The sequence below is a fragment of the Nocardia sp. No.11 genome (assembly GCF_038752175.1).
Taxonomy (GTDB): Bacteria; Actinomycetota; Actinomycetes; order Mycobacteriales; family Mycobacteriaceae; genus Nocardia; species Nocardia canadensis.
The window spans coordinates 19871-35185 of record NZ_JBCGFB010000008.1 but is presented as its reverse complement, the minus strand read 5'-3'; the positions used below and the strand labels follow the sequence as shown (position 1 = coordinate 35185).

The following is a 15315-nucleotide window of genomic DNA, read 5'->3' as shown; positions in this document are numbered from 1 at the left end:
CCGGCGCGGTGACGACCGATCACCAATCCTGCCGCCATCACCCCGATGGGATCTTCCTTCCCGTCGGCAAACCTCACCGAGTAGTCCGCCTTGCGGATCGTAAGCTCACGCTCGAACCGATGCTCCGCCCCGCCGAAATGATACGTCACCTCTGCGTCGGTCTCTACAGCGAGTCGTACAACCAGATATATCGCCACTATCGTCACCGTAAAATGCTGTCGCTGCAACACGCTGATCGTGTTCGCACCGGAATCAGTATTTCATAAGCCATTCTGGTGTTTGGTATCTTCGGATGATCAGGTCCATCCTTTCGGTGAATGTTCGGCCGAAAAGGTAGATGTCGGCAGTCCAGTCGCCGATTAGACAGCCATTGTCCAGGATGGATAGACCGAGCTCGCCGCCACTGCGTCCCAGTGGAGAAAGTCTTTGGCCGAGCAGGTCCCGAAGATCCGTGTAGTGCTCCGTCAGCGTTTTCTCAGTCGAAGTAGATGTCCACGTGTACGTCGGCGGAGCCGGTGCAGCATTGCCGCGTGCGCGCATGTCGGGCTCCATCATGTCACCTCGAGCTATTGATCATCGCCGGGCAGCGGCCCAAGCTCGGGGATCGTCCATGAGCCGTACAGTCTTTTCCTGAGATCGACGGTCTCGGGGAGGCTTTGTGCTAGCTTCCGAATCCAGTCGGTAAACTTTGTTTCGCTATTCTTGATCGGCCTCGATCCATTGAATATCCAGAAGGTTGGGTCGGGCTGGCCGAGGTCTTCGGCTGTGAAATAGTAGAACATGTACCCCTGGTGTGTCTGGAAAATGAAGGCCCTCTCGAAGGGGGTGAAATCTGAACCGTAGTCATCGACGACTATTTCGCGTGCGACTTCTTTCGCCTCCAGAAGCCACCCGAGATCCCACTCGGCATCCTGGCTGAGCCAGTACGGATTCTTGCCGCCGAACCTCAGGAACTCTACATATCTGGCAGGAAGGGTATCGACGCCTTGAGCCGACATCAGGGCCGACACCTGTTGCTCGGAGCAGCCTTTGATTGATTCCCGTGTCACGTATCCGTCAGCGATCAGCGGCTCAACTATTGCTGGCATGAAGCCCATGGCACCGGCACCTCTCGGTAGATTTATCACAGCGTTGGACGATCCCGCCGAATCGGCGGATATGGTAGGACGTAATACACATCCACCTGCACGTTCGGATACATTGCCATGAACGTTCTGATTGTCGGGTCGCAGGACGTGCACGGCTGATGCTCGGAGAACAACCGAACCCTTCCGCTTACGGGGTTCAAGTTGCTTTCGTCGAGCGGATATTGGTTTCGAATCCGATCGAATAGATGTTCGAGCAAGTTGGTTTCGGCATCATTCGGCCGAAATCCGAGTTCAGGTATGGGATTCGGCACGATGGCGTTGTTTCTGGCGGGTGGTGCGACCTCGGGAAGGCTTGTCCCCCTCGGTGCATTCTCCTCCACGCGGCTCTCGCCGCTGAACCCTGCGAACGCGCCAGACAGGCTACCGACCGAATATTCTAATGCGCCACCCATTGTTCGCCAGCCTACTCGGGCAGCTCGCCGAACAGTGCGCTGCATTTCTACGAGGTCGGAGATTGCGGGGTCAGTCGCCTCGACCTGCTGGAATGTTCCGTTGGGCGGGGTGGCCGTGCCGTCGGTGGCAGATTCCGGCTGACTATCGGCGCGATTCTCCGGGGACGGGCCTGAAGGCTCCTGCCGACCCGCAGTGGATACTTCGCGATCTATGTTGTCTAGGACGCGATCATGCCGTTCCTGGGCCATTCCTTCTCGCGGCGGGCGCGGTGCACGATCCGGCCCACTGTCGTTCGGAAGATCGCGTCCTCCGGTTGGCCGGGTAGGGCCGCTTCGCTCGTCTTGTCGATGACCAGGGTCCGGTGGAGATTGTCCCTGGTCTCCCCGAACTGGTACTCCACCTCGTTCGGATCGTTCCTGATCTGGTTGTAGTAGACCAGCAGGGCCATTCGTGTCTCCCCAGTGTGTGTCGTACCGTTCCCCGGTGCTGGGCGGAACGTCTCGGGACCAATTGTGGTGAGTGTTCGCGTGGGCATGCGCCTCCTGGTAGGTCGATCCAGAGTTGGCTTGCATATAGGCCGATTCGGCGAGCTCGTGTTCGAGAAGCACCATATCTGCCGGGAGCGGCCGACCGGCACGGAGCCTGATCCATGCTTCGGCCATGTCCGGGTTGGCATCGAACCGCTGGTGAACGGTATTGCCGTCGTAGTCGACCATCGGGTGCGACGTGCAGAACACGTGGTTCTTGATTCGTTCCAGGTCGTCGCGAGTGAAGTAGGAACCGTCCGCGCGAGGGTGGTCTGCCAGGTGCTGCGCCATCTCATCGATATCGCTGTCATCGGCGCGGAACCGGGAGTAGGCGTCCTCGGCCCAGTCGAATGCGGCCGCGTCGTCACGCGGGCGGATGGCTCCACCCGTCAACGCGTCGTCGGCCGCGGGTTCGCCGTCTGCCGACTCGTCTAGTCCTCGATCGTCCCGTCCATCGGCCAGTTCTGGTCCGGACGGCTGAGCCACTTCGCCTTCGAGATCACCAGGGAGTCCATCGGTCCGCGGTGAGTCCGTTTCAGGGTCTGCTTGTCGAATGTCAGCGGGTAGGTCTGGGGTGGCTGGGTGGGGTTCTCCAGCGACGTCACTGTCACTTGGTAGGTGATCGTCGTGGCGTTCTCGTCCGTGCGGTGGAATGTCGCCCGGTGGCGCTTCGGGTAGATCTGCCTGCCCTGGATAGGTTGACCGGTCTCGATCGCTCGGTCGTAGTTCTGCCCGATCGTCATCGGATGCAGGCTGCCGTGGACTGTCACCGTCCCGGTTTGCTTGTTCAGCACGTAGCTGGTCAGGCCGAGGGCCTGGCCCGTCGCTGTCTGTTCCGGTGTCGGCTCCGGTCGGCACACCCACCCGTGCTGGAACTCGGTCACCGCGAAGGTCCGGGTCGGGAACGCTTCCGCCAGGTATTCCCGCACTTGTTCCGTGGTGAGCAGCGGTGGTCCCGGCATATGGCGCTCCTTGCGGGTCGAGGGGAATCGACCACAGGCCGACCGATTGTCCGGTCAGATCGAGTGGCGGTGTGTCGGAGAAGGTCGAATGCTGGGGATCCCACCATACGGGCCCTGTAGCACCGTGCGGGAAGACGACGACGGTGGCGTGCGCGCCCTCGACCGTCGGTGTTCCGTCGGCGTTGTATTTGAACTGTCCCGTGTTCTGGTCGAACGCGTGCCAGCTGTTGACGACGAGCGCGGCCGAACCCGGACCCATGCTGCGGATCTGATCGTGCAGAGCCTGGAATTGCTGCGCGATCGGCTGGTCGGTGCCGCCGAACTGCCAGCTACCGCCGAGCCATGCTGCCGCCCGATCGGGGCCGCCGATTTCGCCACTGTCGGTATCGGGTGACCCGTCGTTCCCGATATCGGGCCAACGCGGCGCTCCGACTTCCGGTCTGCCGAAGAACGACGACAACGCAGCCAGCGATCCGTCGAGGCAGTTGTTGCTGCGACCCTGCTGAGATGGCCCGCCATCATTGATCAGCCGGCCGTAGTCGTTTGTCCGGGGATCGGCGCCGACCAGGAACCGGTTGCCGTCGCGCAGCGCGTCCTCGACGTCGTGTTGATACTCATCGTGCTCGATGCTGTCGAGCAAGTGCTCGCCTTCGATCCTGGTATCGCCGAGCCCGTCGAACGGCGCTGGGGTATTGGCGCGCGCGATGCTGTTACTCAGCTCGCGGATGTCGTTCGGATCCAGGTCGGTGCCGTCGGGCAATCCGAGCTGCTGCCGCGACAACGCGGTGAGAGCGTCTACATCGGCGGTGGGATCCACGCTGCCGGGATCGGCTGGGTCGAGGTCGATGGTCATGTCGGCAGGTCCGCCGACCGGGACGAGGTCGACCATCATCCAATCGTCGGACAGCAGCCGGAGACCACCGTTGAAGTACAGGTCGACGGCGAGCTGGGTCCGCTCGAGCAGGGCGGCGACGGTTGCCGGGTCGAGGTTTCCCGCGCCGGTGATGGCGACGCTGATCCGCAGGACGGAGACCGGGACACCGAGCGCGCTGGTGTATCGACCCCAGGTGAAGCGTCGACGGCCGTTCTCGTCGGTGACCGGCCGCACCCCGCCGTCGGGCTGCTGATTGCGTAGACCTTCGCGGGCTGCGCGCGATTGGTTCGCGTGGTGCACCTGCTGAGGCGTCGGTGTGACCGATGAGGGTGTGGGTGGCATCGCGGTGACATCGGTCGAGGGCGCAACGTTTCCGCCGGTGTTCGGCTCTCCTGCGATCGGCACCGCCTGGGGGCTCACCTGCTGCGCCGCCGTGGTCGCGGGAGCGCCTGTGGTGCTGGGGGTTTCGGTTGGTGCCTCGGCGGTAGGGGACTGGTCGGCTACCGCTCGATCGTCTCCTCGGTCGGCCACGATCCCGTTGTCCGGCTGAGCATCTCCGCCCAGGCTGTCGCCTCCGACAGGGGCCCGCCGCTCGGCTGGAAGTGCAGGGTCTCCTTGTTGATCGTGACCAGCTGGGTGGTTCCCGGATCGTTCGGGTGATCCAGCTGGGTCACGTGGACCTGGTATTGCACTGTCTGTGGGTCCTCGAAGGCCTTCCGCAGGTGAATTCGGTGCAGGGGTGGCCACACCTGGAAGCCCTGTACCTGCTGGCCCGTTTCGATCGCCTGGTCGAATTCCTCCCCGATCATTCGTGGCGGGAGGCTCCGATGCCCCGTGATCACCCCCGTGTGCTTGTTCAGAACGTAGTTCCCTTGGCCGAGCCCCATGCCCTGGGCTTGTTCCTCCTGGGTGAGGATCCCCCGACCCACCCAGCCGTGTCTGGTCTCGATCATCCGGAACTCCCGGTTCGGCCCGAAGACCTTGGCCAGCAGTTGTCGGGCCTGTTCCGGTGTGTGAACTTGCTCCGGCATTGTGTGGTCCTCCGTTGGCGTCGACAGGGTAGAAACGCAGGGCGCAGGACTCTGCGACCATGTGGGCAGGTGGCGCATCGAAGGTCTGGCCGGACTGCGGATCCCACCACACCGGTCCGCTCGCACCCGGCGGGTAGACGATGACTGTGGCATGTGCGCCGTCGATTTCCGGCGAGCCGTCCGGATTGAATTTCGGACCGTTCGCGTCGAATGCTTGCCAGGTGTTGATCACGAGCGCCGAGGAGCCGGGGCCCATCGCCGCTATCTGGTCGTGCAGGGCTTGGAACTGCGCGGGGATCGGCGCACCCGGAAAGTGCCGCGGTGTGGTGCCGAGCCAGGCCTCCGCACGTGCTGTGCCGCCGACTTCGCCCGACCGGGTGTCTCGGCTGCCGTCGGGCAAAGCGTCCGGCCACCGCGGCGCGGATACCTGGGGGACACCGTAGAACGACGACAGCGCCGACAGCGAGCAGTCGAGGCAATTGTTGCTTCGACCGGGGACGGTCGGGCCGCCGTCGTTGATCGAACGGCCGTAGGGGTTCGTGCGCGGATCAGCCCCCACGACAAAGGAATTGCCGTTTCGGAGTGGGTCCTCGACCTCATGCTGGAACCGTGCCTGTTCGACTGGCTCGAGCCGATTCGGTGCCATGACCCGGCTGTCTGACGGGTTGCTGAATCGGGCGGGTGTGTTGGCGCGGGCGATGTCGTTGCTGATCGCGCGGAGATCGTTGTCGCTCAGCGGCTGGTCGGGTTTGCCGGGTGGCAGTCCCAGGTGGTCGCGCAGGTCGTTGGCGAGGTCGAACGGGTGCTGCTGGGTGTTGAGGCGGAAGGCGGTGTTCGGATCGGTCGTGAATTCGACGTCGACGAGGAACTGATCGCCGCCGCGGAGTTCTTGCGCGTGATTGAAGGTGGAGTCGAGGACACTCTGCGCGAATTCGAGCTCCTGGTTCAGCTCGGCTTGGGTCATCAGGTGCGCGTTCGGGATGTAGGCCCGGATCGTCGCGACCGAGACCCAGCGATTGCCGACCTGGAAGCGCCGGATGCGATACGCGGGTGGGCGCGAGTTGGCGGGTTTCCGGTTGGTGTCGACCGTGGTGGTGTGCCCGTCTTGGGATGGCAGGTTGCGTAACGAGTCGCGCAGTGGACGGGCGTCTGGGCTGTGGCCGGGTTCGGGGTGTTGGTCCGACGTGGCGGGAGTTGGTGTGGGTGTCGGCGATTGGGACGGGGTAGTGGCGGGGGCGGTTGCCGGATCCGTCGGCAGAGTGGTGGTGGTCGGCGACGCGGATGCCGAGGTGTCCGGGCTATCCGTCGCCACTGTCGGTGAATCGGCTGAGGTCGGCCGGGTGGTGTCGGCGGGGGAAGGTGGGTTGGTATTCGACGGGTTCGGCGCGGGTGGCGTCGTGGACTGTGCGGTCCTGGTTGCCGGGGGTGTGGTGGTCGACCTCGGTGATGGTGTCGGTGTGGTGGAGGCCGGGGTCTGCGCCAGCGGCGGCGTGGGGGTCGTCGGGGTGGACGACGGTGTGGTGGTGGGCGGTGCCGCAGTTGTTGTGGGCGTGGGGGTTCCGGTTGGTGGGGCCGGAGTGGTCGTGGTCGTGGTGGCGGCGGTCGATGTGTCGGTGGTGGTCGGCTGGGTTTGTGGGTTCGCCGTTGTCGTCGTGTCCAGTTGGCTCTGGGCATCCGGGGACAGCGTTGTCAGAACCTGTTGTACGGGAGGGTCGTTCGTTGGGTTCGCGTCGGTCGGGAGGGACTGCGGTGGCAGGTCCGATGTGGGGTCGGTGGTCGTTTCTGCGGAGGCGGGGCCGTTGTCGTTCGGATCGGACGGTGCGGTGTCGTCGGTGGGCGGGGCCTCGGCGGGGACGTTGTTCGGGTTCGATGGTGGGGCGTCGTCGGTGGTCGGGGCGGCATTGTCGGGATTCGTCGACGGTGCGGTTTCCGCGGGATTCGGGCCTGTGGGGCCGTTGTCGTCGAGGGTGGACGGCACCGAGTCTTCCGTGGATGGGACCGAGTTGTCCGGGTCGGACGGCGCGGAGTCGTCAGGGGTGGACGGTGTGGAGTCATCGGGGGCCAGAACACCGTTGTTCGGATCAGATGAGGAGATCTCGGCGGCGGGGATCTCGGGCGCGTTGTTCTGTGGGGCGGGCGCATCGTCGGGCGGTGAGTCGGGGTCACCGGTGGAGGCAGGGGCCGTCGCGCCTTCCGCGTCGCCGTTGGGCGAATTCGCGCCGCCGTCATCGGTTTCGGCCGGATTGATGCCGGCGGGCTCGGTATCGACGCCGGCTGGAGTAGTGGCGCCGGGCTCGGTGTCGGTGCCTGCGGGGGTGGTGGCGTCGGGTTCGGTGTCGGTTCCGGAGGGGGTGGTCGCACCGGGATCACTCGGTGCCGCGTCGTCGCCGGGCGTGGTGGCTTCGGGCGCCTCGGTGTCGAGTTCGGGGACGGCGGGGGCGGTGGCGGGGTCGCCGTGGCCGCCGGATTCGATGGTGCTCTGCACGCCGCCGGCGCCCGCGCTGGTGAAGGTTTCCAGGCCGATGTCGAGCTTGAATTCCTGGCCGAGGAGTGCGGCGCCGACGCCGGCGGCGGCGACCTGGGCCGAGACGTCGGCGCCGAGTTCGGTGACGGTACCGCCGACCACCTTGCCCGCCAGCTTGCCGGTGGCGGAGGAGGTGAGGTCGCCTAGAGCGCCGGTGCCGCCGCCGAGGAGGCCGCCGACCGCGCCGCCGACGGCACCGCCGAAGGTGGCCAGGCCCAGATCGGTCAGGCCGAACTTCGACAGCGAGCGGTCGCCGTTGGAGAGCTGGATGAGGCGGGCGGACAGGTCGGTGCCGCCCTCCTCCAGGGCTTCGAAGGCGGCGCCACGCAAGGCGAGCCGGGCGGCGGCTTTGGCGGCGCCGCGGGTCAGCATGCGCGCGATCAACTGTCTGATCGCGACCCGGACCGCGATCTGACCGGCGACCCTGGCCGCGGCGCCCGCCACCGCGCCGACCCCGGTCCACGCGGTGAATCCGGCCACCACCAGTTCGGCCGCGGTGATGATCATGGTGCCGATGATCACCAGCTTGGTGTGCTCGATGTCGTTGGCGCCGTCGTCGAGCAGTTCGGCCTGCTTCTCGCACCATTTCCGGACTGCGGCGAACGTCGCCGCGTCACCGTTGAGCAGTTTGTCGCGGAAAGCGGCGACGGTGGTGTGGGTTTCGCCTTCGGCCAGCGCCGTCAGCGCCGCGTTCAGCGCGACCGCGGCGTTGTCGTCGACGGTGTCGAGCGTCCGCGCCATGCTCGTCCAGGCGTCGGCGACGCGGCGCATCGCGGTCTCGTCGCCCTCGGGCCAATCACCAGCGCCGAGAATCCATTTCGCCACCCATTGCAGTTCATCGGGGATTTCGATGCCCATTCAGGCGGTTCCGGTGGTTTGGCCGAGCGCGCCCGCGGTGCCGGCGTCCTGGGCTTCGAGCGTGGTGGCGATGGTGACCAGGTTCGCGCCGAGTTGGGTCATCACCGTGGCCAATCCGGTCACGGCCTGCTGCCCGGAATCGACGCCAGGGGTGTAGTTCTTGGCGAACGCCTGGCCGATCTCGTCGTTGCCCCAGCATTCGCCTTCGTCGGCGATCACGCGCGCCAGCGCGGCCGCCGCGGTGGTGATCGTGTCGGCGACCGAGGTGAACGACGGTTGGGTGGCGCGCAGGGCCTGCGGGTCGACTTCCAGTGTCACCGCAGGTAGCTCCGGTTGCGGAAGTAGTCGCCCTCGTCGTCGTCGGAGTCCTCGACGAGGCGGCGTGGGGGTTCGGGGTCTTCGGTGGCCGGTGGCGAAGTCAGTTGGGCGATCAGGTCTTTCACGCTGACGGCGCCGGGGACCAAGTCTGGGAGGTCGGGGAACTGTCCGGCCAGATCCGTGATGGGTGCCATCGCCTGTTCCTGGATCTGCCGCACCTCGATGGTCATGGCGGTGATGGCCTCGGTGATCGAGCGGCCCAGCGAATCCGGTGTCGAGCGCTTGAAGGCGTCGGGCTCGATGTGCACTTCGCTGACACCGGCGATGGTGCCGGTGACCCGGACCAGGTTATCGGCCGACCACGCGCTGACCGCTTCGGTCGCCCGCGCCTGGGCGTCGAGCAGCGCGGACTTGTCGGCGGTGAACGAGTCGAGCATCGCGTCGATCTGCGCGCGCAACGCGTCGTTCGCCGCACGGGTCGGCGCCGACCAGTCCTCGTTCATGAACCCCTCGATCCGATAGGAAGTACGTCGAAAGGTTGGACGCGCCGGACCCGCCGACGGTTCCCCGGAGGTGAGATGGATCTCGCGGGAGTTTCAGGCGGTGCGCGAGCCCACAATGATGCTGCCGACGTTGCATTCCTCGAGTTCGTCGAGGCCGGTGGCGGTGGCGAAGGCGGCGGTGTCGCTGAAGCCCTGGGCGACGACGCCGAGGTTCATGGCGGTGGCGGCCAGGTAGACGGTCTGCATGAGGACGCCGACGTGCTTGAGGATATTGGCGTAGGCGACCTGCTCGTAGCTCCACATGACGCGGCCCGCGCGGGCCGAGACCAGCAGCAGGACCTGGGGTTCGGCGCCGCCGGCGAGGGTGGCCGAGGTGGATTTCAGCAGCTTCTGGACGGCGGGGGAGTCGGCGGGGGCGACCGGGCGCAGGACGTGGTCGGCCGAGTCGTAGTGGTACATCCCGGTGGCCAGGCCTGCGACATTGCGGATCACCGGGTAGATCTCGAGCTCGTAGGCGCCGCCGCCGGAGGGGTAGGGGCGGGAGCCGTCGGCGCGGGTGCGGGCGCTGCGGAACAGCAGTTCGCCCAGCTGGTCGGCGGTGATCGGGGCCGCGTCGTCGAAGGCGCGGGTGGACACGCGATCCTCGAGCGTGGCGGTCAGGCTGGGGTCGGCGGCGCGCAGGCCGTCGAGGTCGGGGCGGGCCAGGGCGATCGGCTCGCCGGCGAACGGCGCGCGGCGGGCGGGCAATTCGGGGAAGCGGCCGTCGGCCCAGCGGGTCGGGCCGAAGTCGTCCCAGGTGACCGTGCGGGCGCCGAGGGTGCTGCGGCGGTGGAACCACAGGTCGGGGGCGCTCCAGGAGCGGGTGCTGAACTCGTGCTCCTCCTCGTCGCCGTCGACGAGGAAACCGCACCACTGGAGATCGGCCATGAACTGCGACTTCACCGCAGCGGGCACCGGCGAGTCGGCCGCCATCGGGCCGTCGAGCAGCGCGAGCAGCCGCGGATCGTGGACGCGCAGATCGCACCACGCCCGCGGGTGCTCGAGCACGAAACCCTGGGCGTCGCGGTGCAGGACGGCGAACTTCGACAGCGTCGCCGACCAGGTCGGCAGGGGCACCTCGGGACGCGGCGCCGGCTCGGCGAACGGGCGGATGCTGTAGAGGTCGCGGCCGCCGTCGCGCACCGTGACGGCCAGCCAGCCGCCGTCGGTGAGTTTGCGCATCAGCCCGGTGATGTCGTCACCGGCGGCGGCGGTCGACATCTCGGCCGCCGTGGCCGGGCCCTGGTTCAGCGTCTTCAACGCCTGCAGCGCGCCCGCGCCCAGCCCGGTCAGCTTCACGTTGCGCGGCGGATTCAGCAGCACCGCCCCGGCCGGGGTGGTGAGGCAGGTGACTCCGGCGCGCAGCGAGAATCGGGTCTGGGCGGGATATGTGGAGGCGAGCACAGCGCAGTCCTTGCTGGGTCGAACGTGGTGGGGGAGGTGCTACTTCGCCGCGGCGGCGAAGGCGGGGCCCAGCTTGTCGAGGATGTAGGGCACCGACAGCGCGGACGGCTGGTTGATGGCGCTGATCTCCTGCGTGGTCAGGAAGACCACCGAGCCCTTCTGCACCGACGGCAGCTCGTTGTAGCCGGGCAGCTGGCGGTACTTCTCGTCCAGGCCGGGGGAGTAGCCGGCCAGCAGCAGGTCGGCGGACAGCTCGTCGACGCGCTCCGGCGAGAGCGCCAGGCGGCCCTGGTTGGACGGCTGCGCGGTGAGGTTGGCCGGGATCCCCATGCCCAGCTGGGTGAAGACCTTGGCCGAGCCGTCGTTGGGGTCGGTCAGCACCATCAGCTGCGCGGGGCTGGCCAGCCAGGTGCTGGCGAAGGTCTTGCCCTTCAGGCCCGGGTTGGCGGTGCTGATCGCGGCGAGCTTGTCGTCGACCTTCTTGATCACCGCGGTCGCGTCGGATTCCTTGTGCAGCACCTTGCCCAGCGCGGTGACCTGGTCCTGCCACGGGCTGACGGCGTCCTTGGTCAGCGCGGGCAGCGTCGGCGCGATCTTGGACAGCTCGTCGTAGGTCTTCTGATCGGCGATGAACGGATCGGCCAGGATCAGGTCCGGCTCCAGCGCGGCGACCTGCTCGGCGATGCTGCCGGTGGTGTTGAGGGCCTTGGCCGACTTCAGGCTCTCCGGCTCCCACGGCGGGGTGCTCTTGGAGACCGCGGAGACGTTGTCGATGTAGCCGACGGGGACGACGCCGAGCGCCAGCGAGGTGTCGAGCCACTGGTTGCCCAGGGCGACGATCTTCGTCGGCGTCCCGGTGACGGTGGTCTCGCCCTTGGCGTGGGTGATGGAGACCGGCTCACCCGAGCCCGCGGCATCGTCGCTGGAACCGCAGGCGGCGACGCCGAAGGCGAGCGCACCGGCGAGTGCGGCCACGGCCACGCGCCGCCAGCCGCGCGAAGTCCGAACAGACGTCATCGTTGCATCCTCCTTCATCGAGGAAGGTTCCTCGATCGGCTCGTCGAGCCGGTTCCAGCGTAGGTCAGCCTAGGCTAACCTACGTCGGTTTCGGAGGGGGAATCGTCCCTACAGTGTCACCCGCTGGTCCTGCGGCATGAACAGCTTGTCGCCGTCCTTCACCTCGAACGTGGTGTAGAACTCGCCGATATTGCGGACGACCTGGTTGCAGCGGAACTCGTTGGGCGAGTGGGTGTCCTGCAGGGACTGCAGGGTCGCCTCCTCGGTCTGCTTGTCGCGCCACTGCCGCGCCCAGGAGAAGAACATGGTGCGGAAGTCGGGCTGCTCGCCGGTGCGCTGGGCGAGCTTCTGATACGCCGCCAGCGCGATCTGCAGGCCGCGCAGGTCGGCCAGGTTCTCGCCGACGGTCAGCGCGCCGTTGACGTGCTGTCCCTCGGGCGCGCCCTCGGGGACCAGCACGTCGTACTGCTCGATGAGCTGCTGGGTCTTGGCGTCGAAGGCGGCGCGATCCTCCGGCGTCCACCAGTCGCGGCGGTTGCCGTCACCGTCGTACTTGGAGCCCTGGTCATCGAAGCCGTGTCCGATCTCGTGCCCGATCGTCGAGCCGACGGCGCCGTAGTTGACCGCGTCTTGGGCGTCCTTGTCGAAGAACGGCGGCTGCAGGTAGGCCGCGGGGAAGACGATCTGGTTGGTGGTCGGGCTGTAGTAGGCGTTCACCGTCTGCGGCGACATGCTCCACTCCGACTTGTCCACCTCGGTGCCGAGCCGGGCGAACGCGCGCTTGGACTCGAAAGCGTTGATGGCGATGAGAGATTCGATCAACTTGCCGCGGGTCACCTGCACCGAGGAGTAATCGACCCACTTGTCGGGGTAGCCGATCTGGGCGACGATCTTGTCCAGCTTGGCGATCGAGGCCTCGCGGGTGGGCTGCGACATCCACGTCGAGTTGGTGAAGTTGTCGCGGTAGGCGGCGCGCAGGTCGTCGACCATCTCCATGGCGCGTTCCTTGGCCGCGGGCGGGAAGTGCTTGTCCACGTACAGCTTTCCCAGCGGTTCGCCGAGATTGTCGTCGACGACGCCCACCGCGGAGCGCCACATCTCCGGCTTCTCCTCCAGGCCGCTGAGCACCCGGCCGACGAAGTCGAAGCGCGCGTCGGCGATCGCCTTGGGCAGGAAGCGCGCGTAGGTGTTGGCGATGTGCAGCTTGAGGTAGTCGCGCCACTGGGCGAGGTCGACCTCGCTCCACAGCTGCGCCGCCGCGGTGATGAACGACGGCTGGCCGACGACCATCTTGTCGAACAGCGACTTGGGCCGGTCGGTCATGCCCGCCAGCCACGGATCCCAGTCGAACTGCGGGCCGAGCGCGGTCAGCTCCTGCCAGCTCATCAGGTTGTAGGTGGCGTCGGTGTTGCGCAGGCGCACGCTGTCCCAGTGATTCGCGGCGATCCGCTTCTCCAGGTCGACGGTCCGCTGCGCCACCCCGGCCGGGTCGGCCATGCCGAGGCCCTTGGCCAGCTGCTCGAGGTAGGTCTGATAGCCGGCCAGCTGCGTCGCGAACTCGGGCTTGCGGTAGTACTGCTCGCCCAGGGTGAGCCCGGCCTGGCTGACGCTGGGGATGTAGGCCTTGGAGTTCTTGCGGTCGATGCCGATGCCCATCCCGATCAGCCCGGAGATCGGCGCCTCGGCCATGACCTTGGCCAGCTCGGGCTTGCCCGCGGCCTTGTCGAGCGCGCCGAACAAGCCGTTGAGCGGCGTGATACCGAGGCGCTCGATCTCGTCGAGGTCGAGGCGGGCGTCGTAGAGGTCCTTGATCTGCTGGGCCTCCGACCCCGGCTTCGGGTCCTTTATGCCCTCGATGATCGCGCGCAGCTGCTCGAGCGTGCGGTCGTTGGCGTCGGTGATGGCGCCGACCGAGGACTTGTCCGGCGGCAGCTGGTAGTCGCGCAGCCAGGCGCCGTTGACGTGGCGGTACAGGTCGTCCTGCGGGCGGATCGCCGGATCGCCGCCGCCCATGTCCACGCCGGTGAGCTTCACTTCGGGGGAATCGGACGTGCAGGAGGCCAGCGCGGCCGCGACGGGCACCAGGCCCATGGCGATCAGGAATGCGCGCCGATCCACGACCGACGGACGACCGGACGATGTCACTAGGTTCCTTCCCCGATGCGGCAGCCGCACCCCTGCTCGTTGCGATCCAGCCCGCCCAGGCTACCGGCGGGCGGGCCGATCGGTGGAGGTAGCGGTGAGCCCGGCCCGTTCTGCGGGCCGGATCGGGGACGGCTAGTCCGAGGAGATGCCCGCGCTGCCGGTCGCCATGTCGCAGGCCAGTCCGCTGCCCGCGTTCAGGATCTTCGCGACGGTGGGCACGCGCTTGGTGACCAGTGGTGCTCCGGTGGCGTGCAGCAGCAGCGACAGCTGCACCTCGACCTCGGTCTCGACGTGGTAGTAGGCGGTAGCCTTGGCCACGGTGACGCCGCCGACGTTCACCTCCAGGTCGACGGTGTCGCTGGCGAAGAACTTGCCGTTGGCGACGAAGTCGACCTGCGCGCCGACGTAGTCGTCGAGGCCGACGACATCGATCTTGGAGGTGCAGCCGACGGTGAGGGTGTCGGTGAGCATGTCGATGATCGGCCCCGCGGTGGCGTGCGGGGCGGCCAGGGCGAGCACGGCGGCGAAGGCGCTCGCGGTGGTCGCGATCCGGCGGATGGTCGGCAGGGTGATGTGCATGTGCGACTCCTCATCAGCTCGTACCTCGACGAGCAGGGCGACCGTAGCAACGGCGTGACCGCGCCCACAGAGATTTGAAACATATCTGCTTCAGATTTGTGGGAACGACCCCCGATTTGGGTCGACCTGGGGATTCACCTACACTAGACCGGTTGCCTGCGGGAGCTCTGCGCCCGCAATCCGGCAGTGAACCCCCAGTGGTAGGTATTTCCGCTGGCAGGCGCGCGTCCGGAGGGTGACTGACCATGTGCGTCGGGTCGGCAATCCGGCGTACGTATACATCCAGGTCCAGGAGGTGCTGAAGTGATTCAGCAGGAGTCGCGACTGCGCGTCGCCGACAACACCGGGGCGAAGGAAATCCTTTGCATCCGCGTGCTCGGTGGCTCGTCGCGTCGCTATGCCGGTATCGGTGACATCATCGTCGCCACCGTGAAGGACGCCATCCCCGGCGCGAACGTCAAGAAGGGCGACGTCGTCAAGGCTGTCGTCGTGCGCACCGTCAAGGAGCGCCGCCGTCCGGACGGTTCCTACATCAAGTTCGACGAGAACGCGGCCGTGCTGATCAAGCCGGACAACGATCCTCGCGGCACCCGCATCTTCGGCCCGGTCGGCCGTGAGCTGCGTGACAAGCGCTTCATGAAGATCGTTTCGCTGGCCCCGGAGGTGCTCTGACCATGAAGGTGCACAAGGGTGACACCGTCCTCGTCATCTCGGGCAAGGACAAGGGCGCCAAGGGCAAGGTCATCCAGGCCTACCCGGCGACCGGCAAGGTTCTCGTCGAAGGCGTGAACCGGATCAAGAAGCACGTCGCGGATTCCGCGAACCAGCGTGGCGCCTCCTCGGGTGGCATCGTGACCCAGGAAGCCCCCATCCAGGTTTCCAACGTGATGGTCGTCGACTCCGACGGTAACCCGACTCGCGTCGGCTACCGCACCGACGAAGAGACCGGCAAGCGGGTTCGGATCTCCCGTAAGAACGGGAAGGACATCTGAC

At 66.7% G+C, this 15315-nt stretch carries 11 protein-coding genes; 2 read left to right on the top strand and 9 right to left on the bottom strand.

Going from position 1 to position 15315, the window contains the following annotated elements; translation table 11 throughout:
* Window positions 1-252: 252 nt before the first annotated feature.
* The 9 genes from V8688_RS04420 to V8688_RS04380 all read right to left on the bottom strand — a co-directional run bounded on the left by V8688_RS04420 (window position 253) and on the right by V8688_RS04380 (window position 14322).
* Entirely contained in the window at window positions 253-552 is a 300-nt protein-coding gene (locus tag V8688_RS04420; RefSeq protein ID WP_342800217.1) for a hypothetical protein, read from the bottom strand.
* Window positions 553-566: 14 nt separating this feature from the next.
* Window positions 567-1097: an SMI1/KNR4 family protein gene (locus V8688_RS04415; RefSeq protein ID WP_342800216.1), complete on the bottom strand. Its 531-nt coding sequence runs from the start codon at window positions 1095-1097 to the stop codon at window positions 567-569.
* A 26-nt stretch (window positions 1098-1123) separates the two neighbouring features.
* Entirely contained in the window at window positions 1124-8317 is a 7194-nt protein-coding gene (locus V8688_RS04410; RefSeq protein ID WP_342800215.1) for a toxin glutamine deamidase domain-containing protein, read from the bottom strand.
* A complete protein-coding gene (locus V8688_RS04405) occupies window positions 8318-8635 on the bottom strand; it encodes a type VII secretion target (protein ID WP_218719422.1) in 318 nt (105 codons plus the stop codon).
* Window positions 8632-9138 carry a YbaB/EbfC family nucleoid-associated protein gene (locus V8688_RS04400; protein ID WP_342800214.1) on the bottom strand — a complete coding sequence of 169 codons (507 nt, stop codon included), beginning with the start codon at window positions 9136-9138 and terminating at the stop codon, window positions 8632-8634. Before V8688_RS04400 ends, V8688_RS04405 begins: the two co-directional genes overlap by 4 nt.
* Window positions 9139-9231: 93 nt before the next feature.
* A complete protein-coding gene (locus V8688_RS04395) occupies window positions 9232-10581 on the bottom strand; it encodes a SagB family peptide dehydrogenase (RefSeq protein WP_342800213.1) in 1350 nt (449 codons plus the stop codon).
* A gap of 39 nt (window positions 10582-10620) precedes the next feature.
* Window positions 10621-11598, bottom strand: coding sequence for an ABC transporter substrate-binding protein (locus tag V8688_RS04390; RefSeq protein WP_342800212.1), 978 nt, complete (start codon window positions 11596-11598; stop codon window positions 10621-10623).
* 108 nt (window positions 11599-11706) lie between these two features.
* Window positions 11707-13689 (bottom strand): M13 family metallopeptidase, encoded by a 1983-nt coding sequence (locus V8688_RS04385; protein ID WP_342800240.1) that lies wholly within the window; start codon window positions 13687-13689, stop codon window positions 11707-11709.
* Between the two features lie 186 nt (window positions 13690-13875).
* Window positions 13876-14322, bottom strand: a complete 447-nt coding sequence (locus V8688_RS04380) for a hypothetical protein (protein ID WP_218719426.1) — start codon at window positions 14320-14322, stop codon at window positions 13876-13878.
* Window positions 14323-14625: 303 nt separating this feature from the next.
* Between V8688_RS04380 and rplN the strand changes: the two genes are divergently transcribed.
* Both rplN and rplX read left to right on the top strand, forming a co-directional pair.
* Window positions 14626-14994 (top strand): 50S ribosomal protein L14, encoded by a 369-nt coding sequence (gene rplN / locus V8688_RS04375; protein WP_043647623.1) that lies wholly within the window; start codon window positions 14626-14628, stop codon window positions 14992-14994.
* A 2-nt stretch (window positions 14995-14996) separates the two neighbouring features.
* Window positions 14997-15314, top strand: coding sequence for a 50S ribosomal protein L24 (gene rplX / locus V8688_RS04370; protein WP_019045061.1), 318 nt, complete (start codon window positions 14997-14999; stop codon window positions 15312-15314).
* Window position 15315: the final 1 nt, after the last annotated feature.

Coding starts and splice junctions, on each gene's coding strand:
- V8688_RS04420 (WP_342800217.1), bottom strand. CDS start 552: ATGGAGCCCGACATGCGCGCACGCGGCAATGCTGCACCGGCTCCGCCG.
- V8688_RS04390 (WP_342800212.1), bottom strand. CDS start 11,598: ATGACGTCTGTTCGGACTTCGCGCGGCTGGCGGCGCGTGGCCGTGGCC.
- V8688_RS04385 (WP_342800240.1), bottom strand. CDS start 13,689: ATGGGCCTGGTGCCCGTCGCGGCCGCGCTGGCCTCCTGCACGTCCGAT.
- rplX (WP_019045061.1), top strand. CDS start 14,997: ATGAAGGTGCACAAGGGTGACACCGTCCTCGTCATCTCGGGCAAGGAC.
- V8688_RS04410 (WP_342800215.1), bottom strand. CDS start 8,317: ATGGGCATCGAAATCCCCGATGAACTGCAATGGGTGGCGAAATGGATT.
- V8688_RS04400 (WP_342800214.1), bottom strand. CDS start 9,138: ATGAACGAGGACTGGTCGGCGCCGACCCGTGCGGCGAACGACGCGTTG.
- V8688_RS04415 (WP_342800216.1), bottom strand. CDS start 1,097: ATGGGCTTCATGCCAGCAATAGTTGAGCCGCTGATCGCTGACGGATAC.
- V8688_RS04380 (WP_218719426.1), bottom strand. CDS start 14,322: ATGCACATCACCCTGCCGACCATCCGCCGGATCGCGACCACCGCGAGC.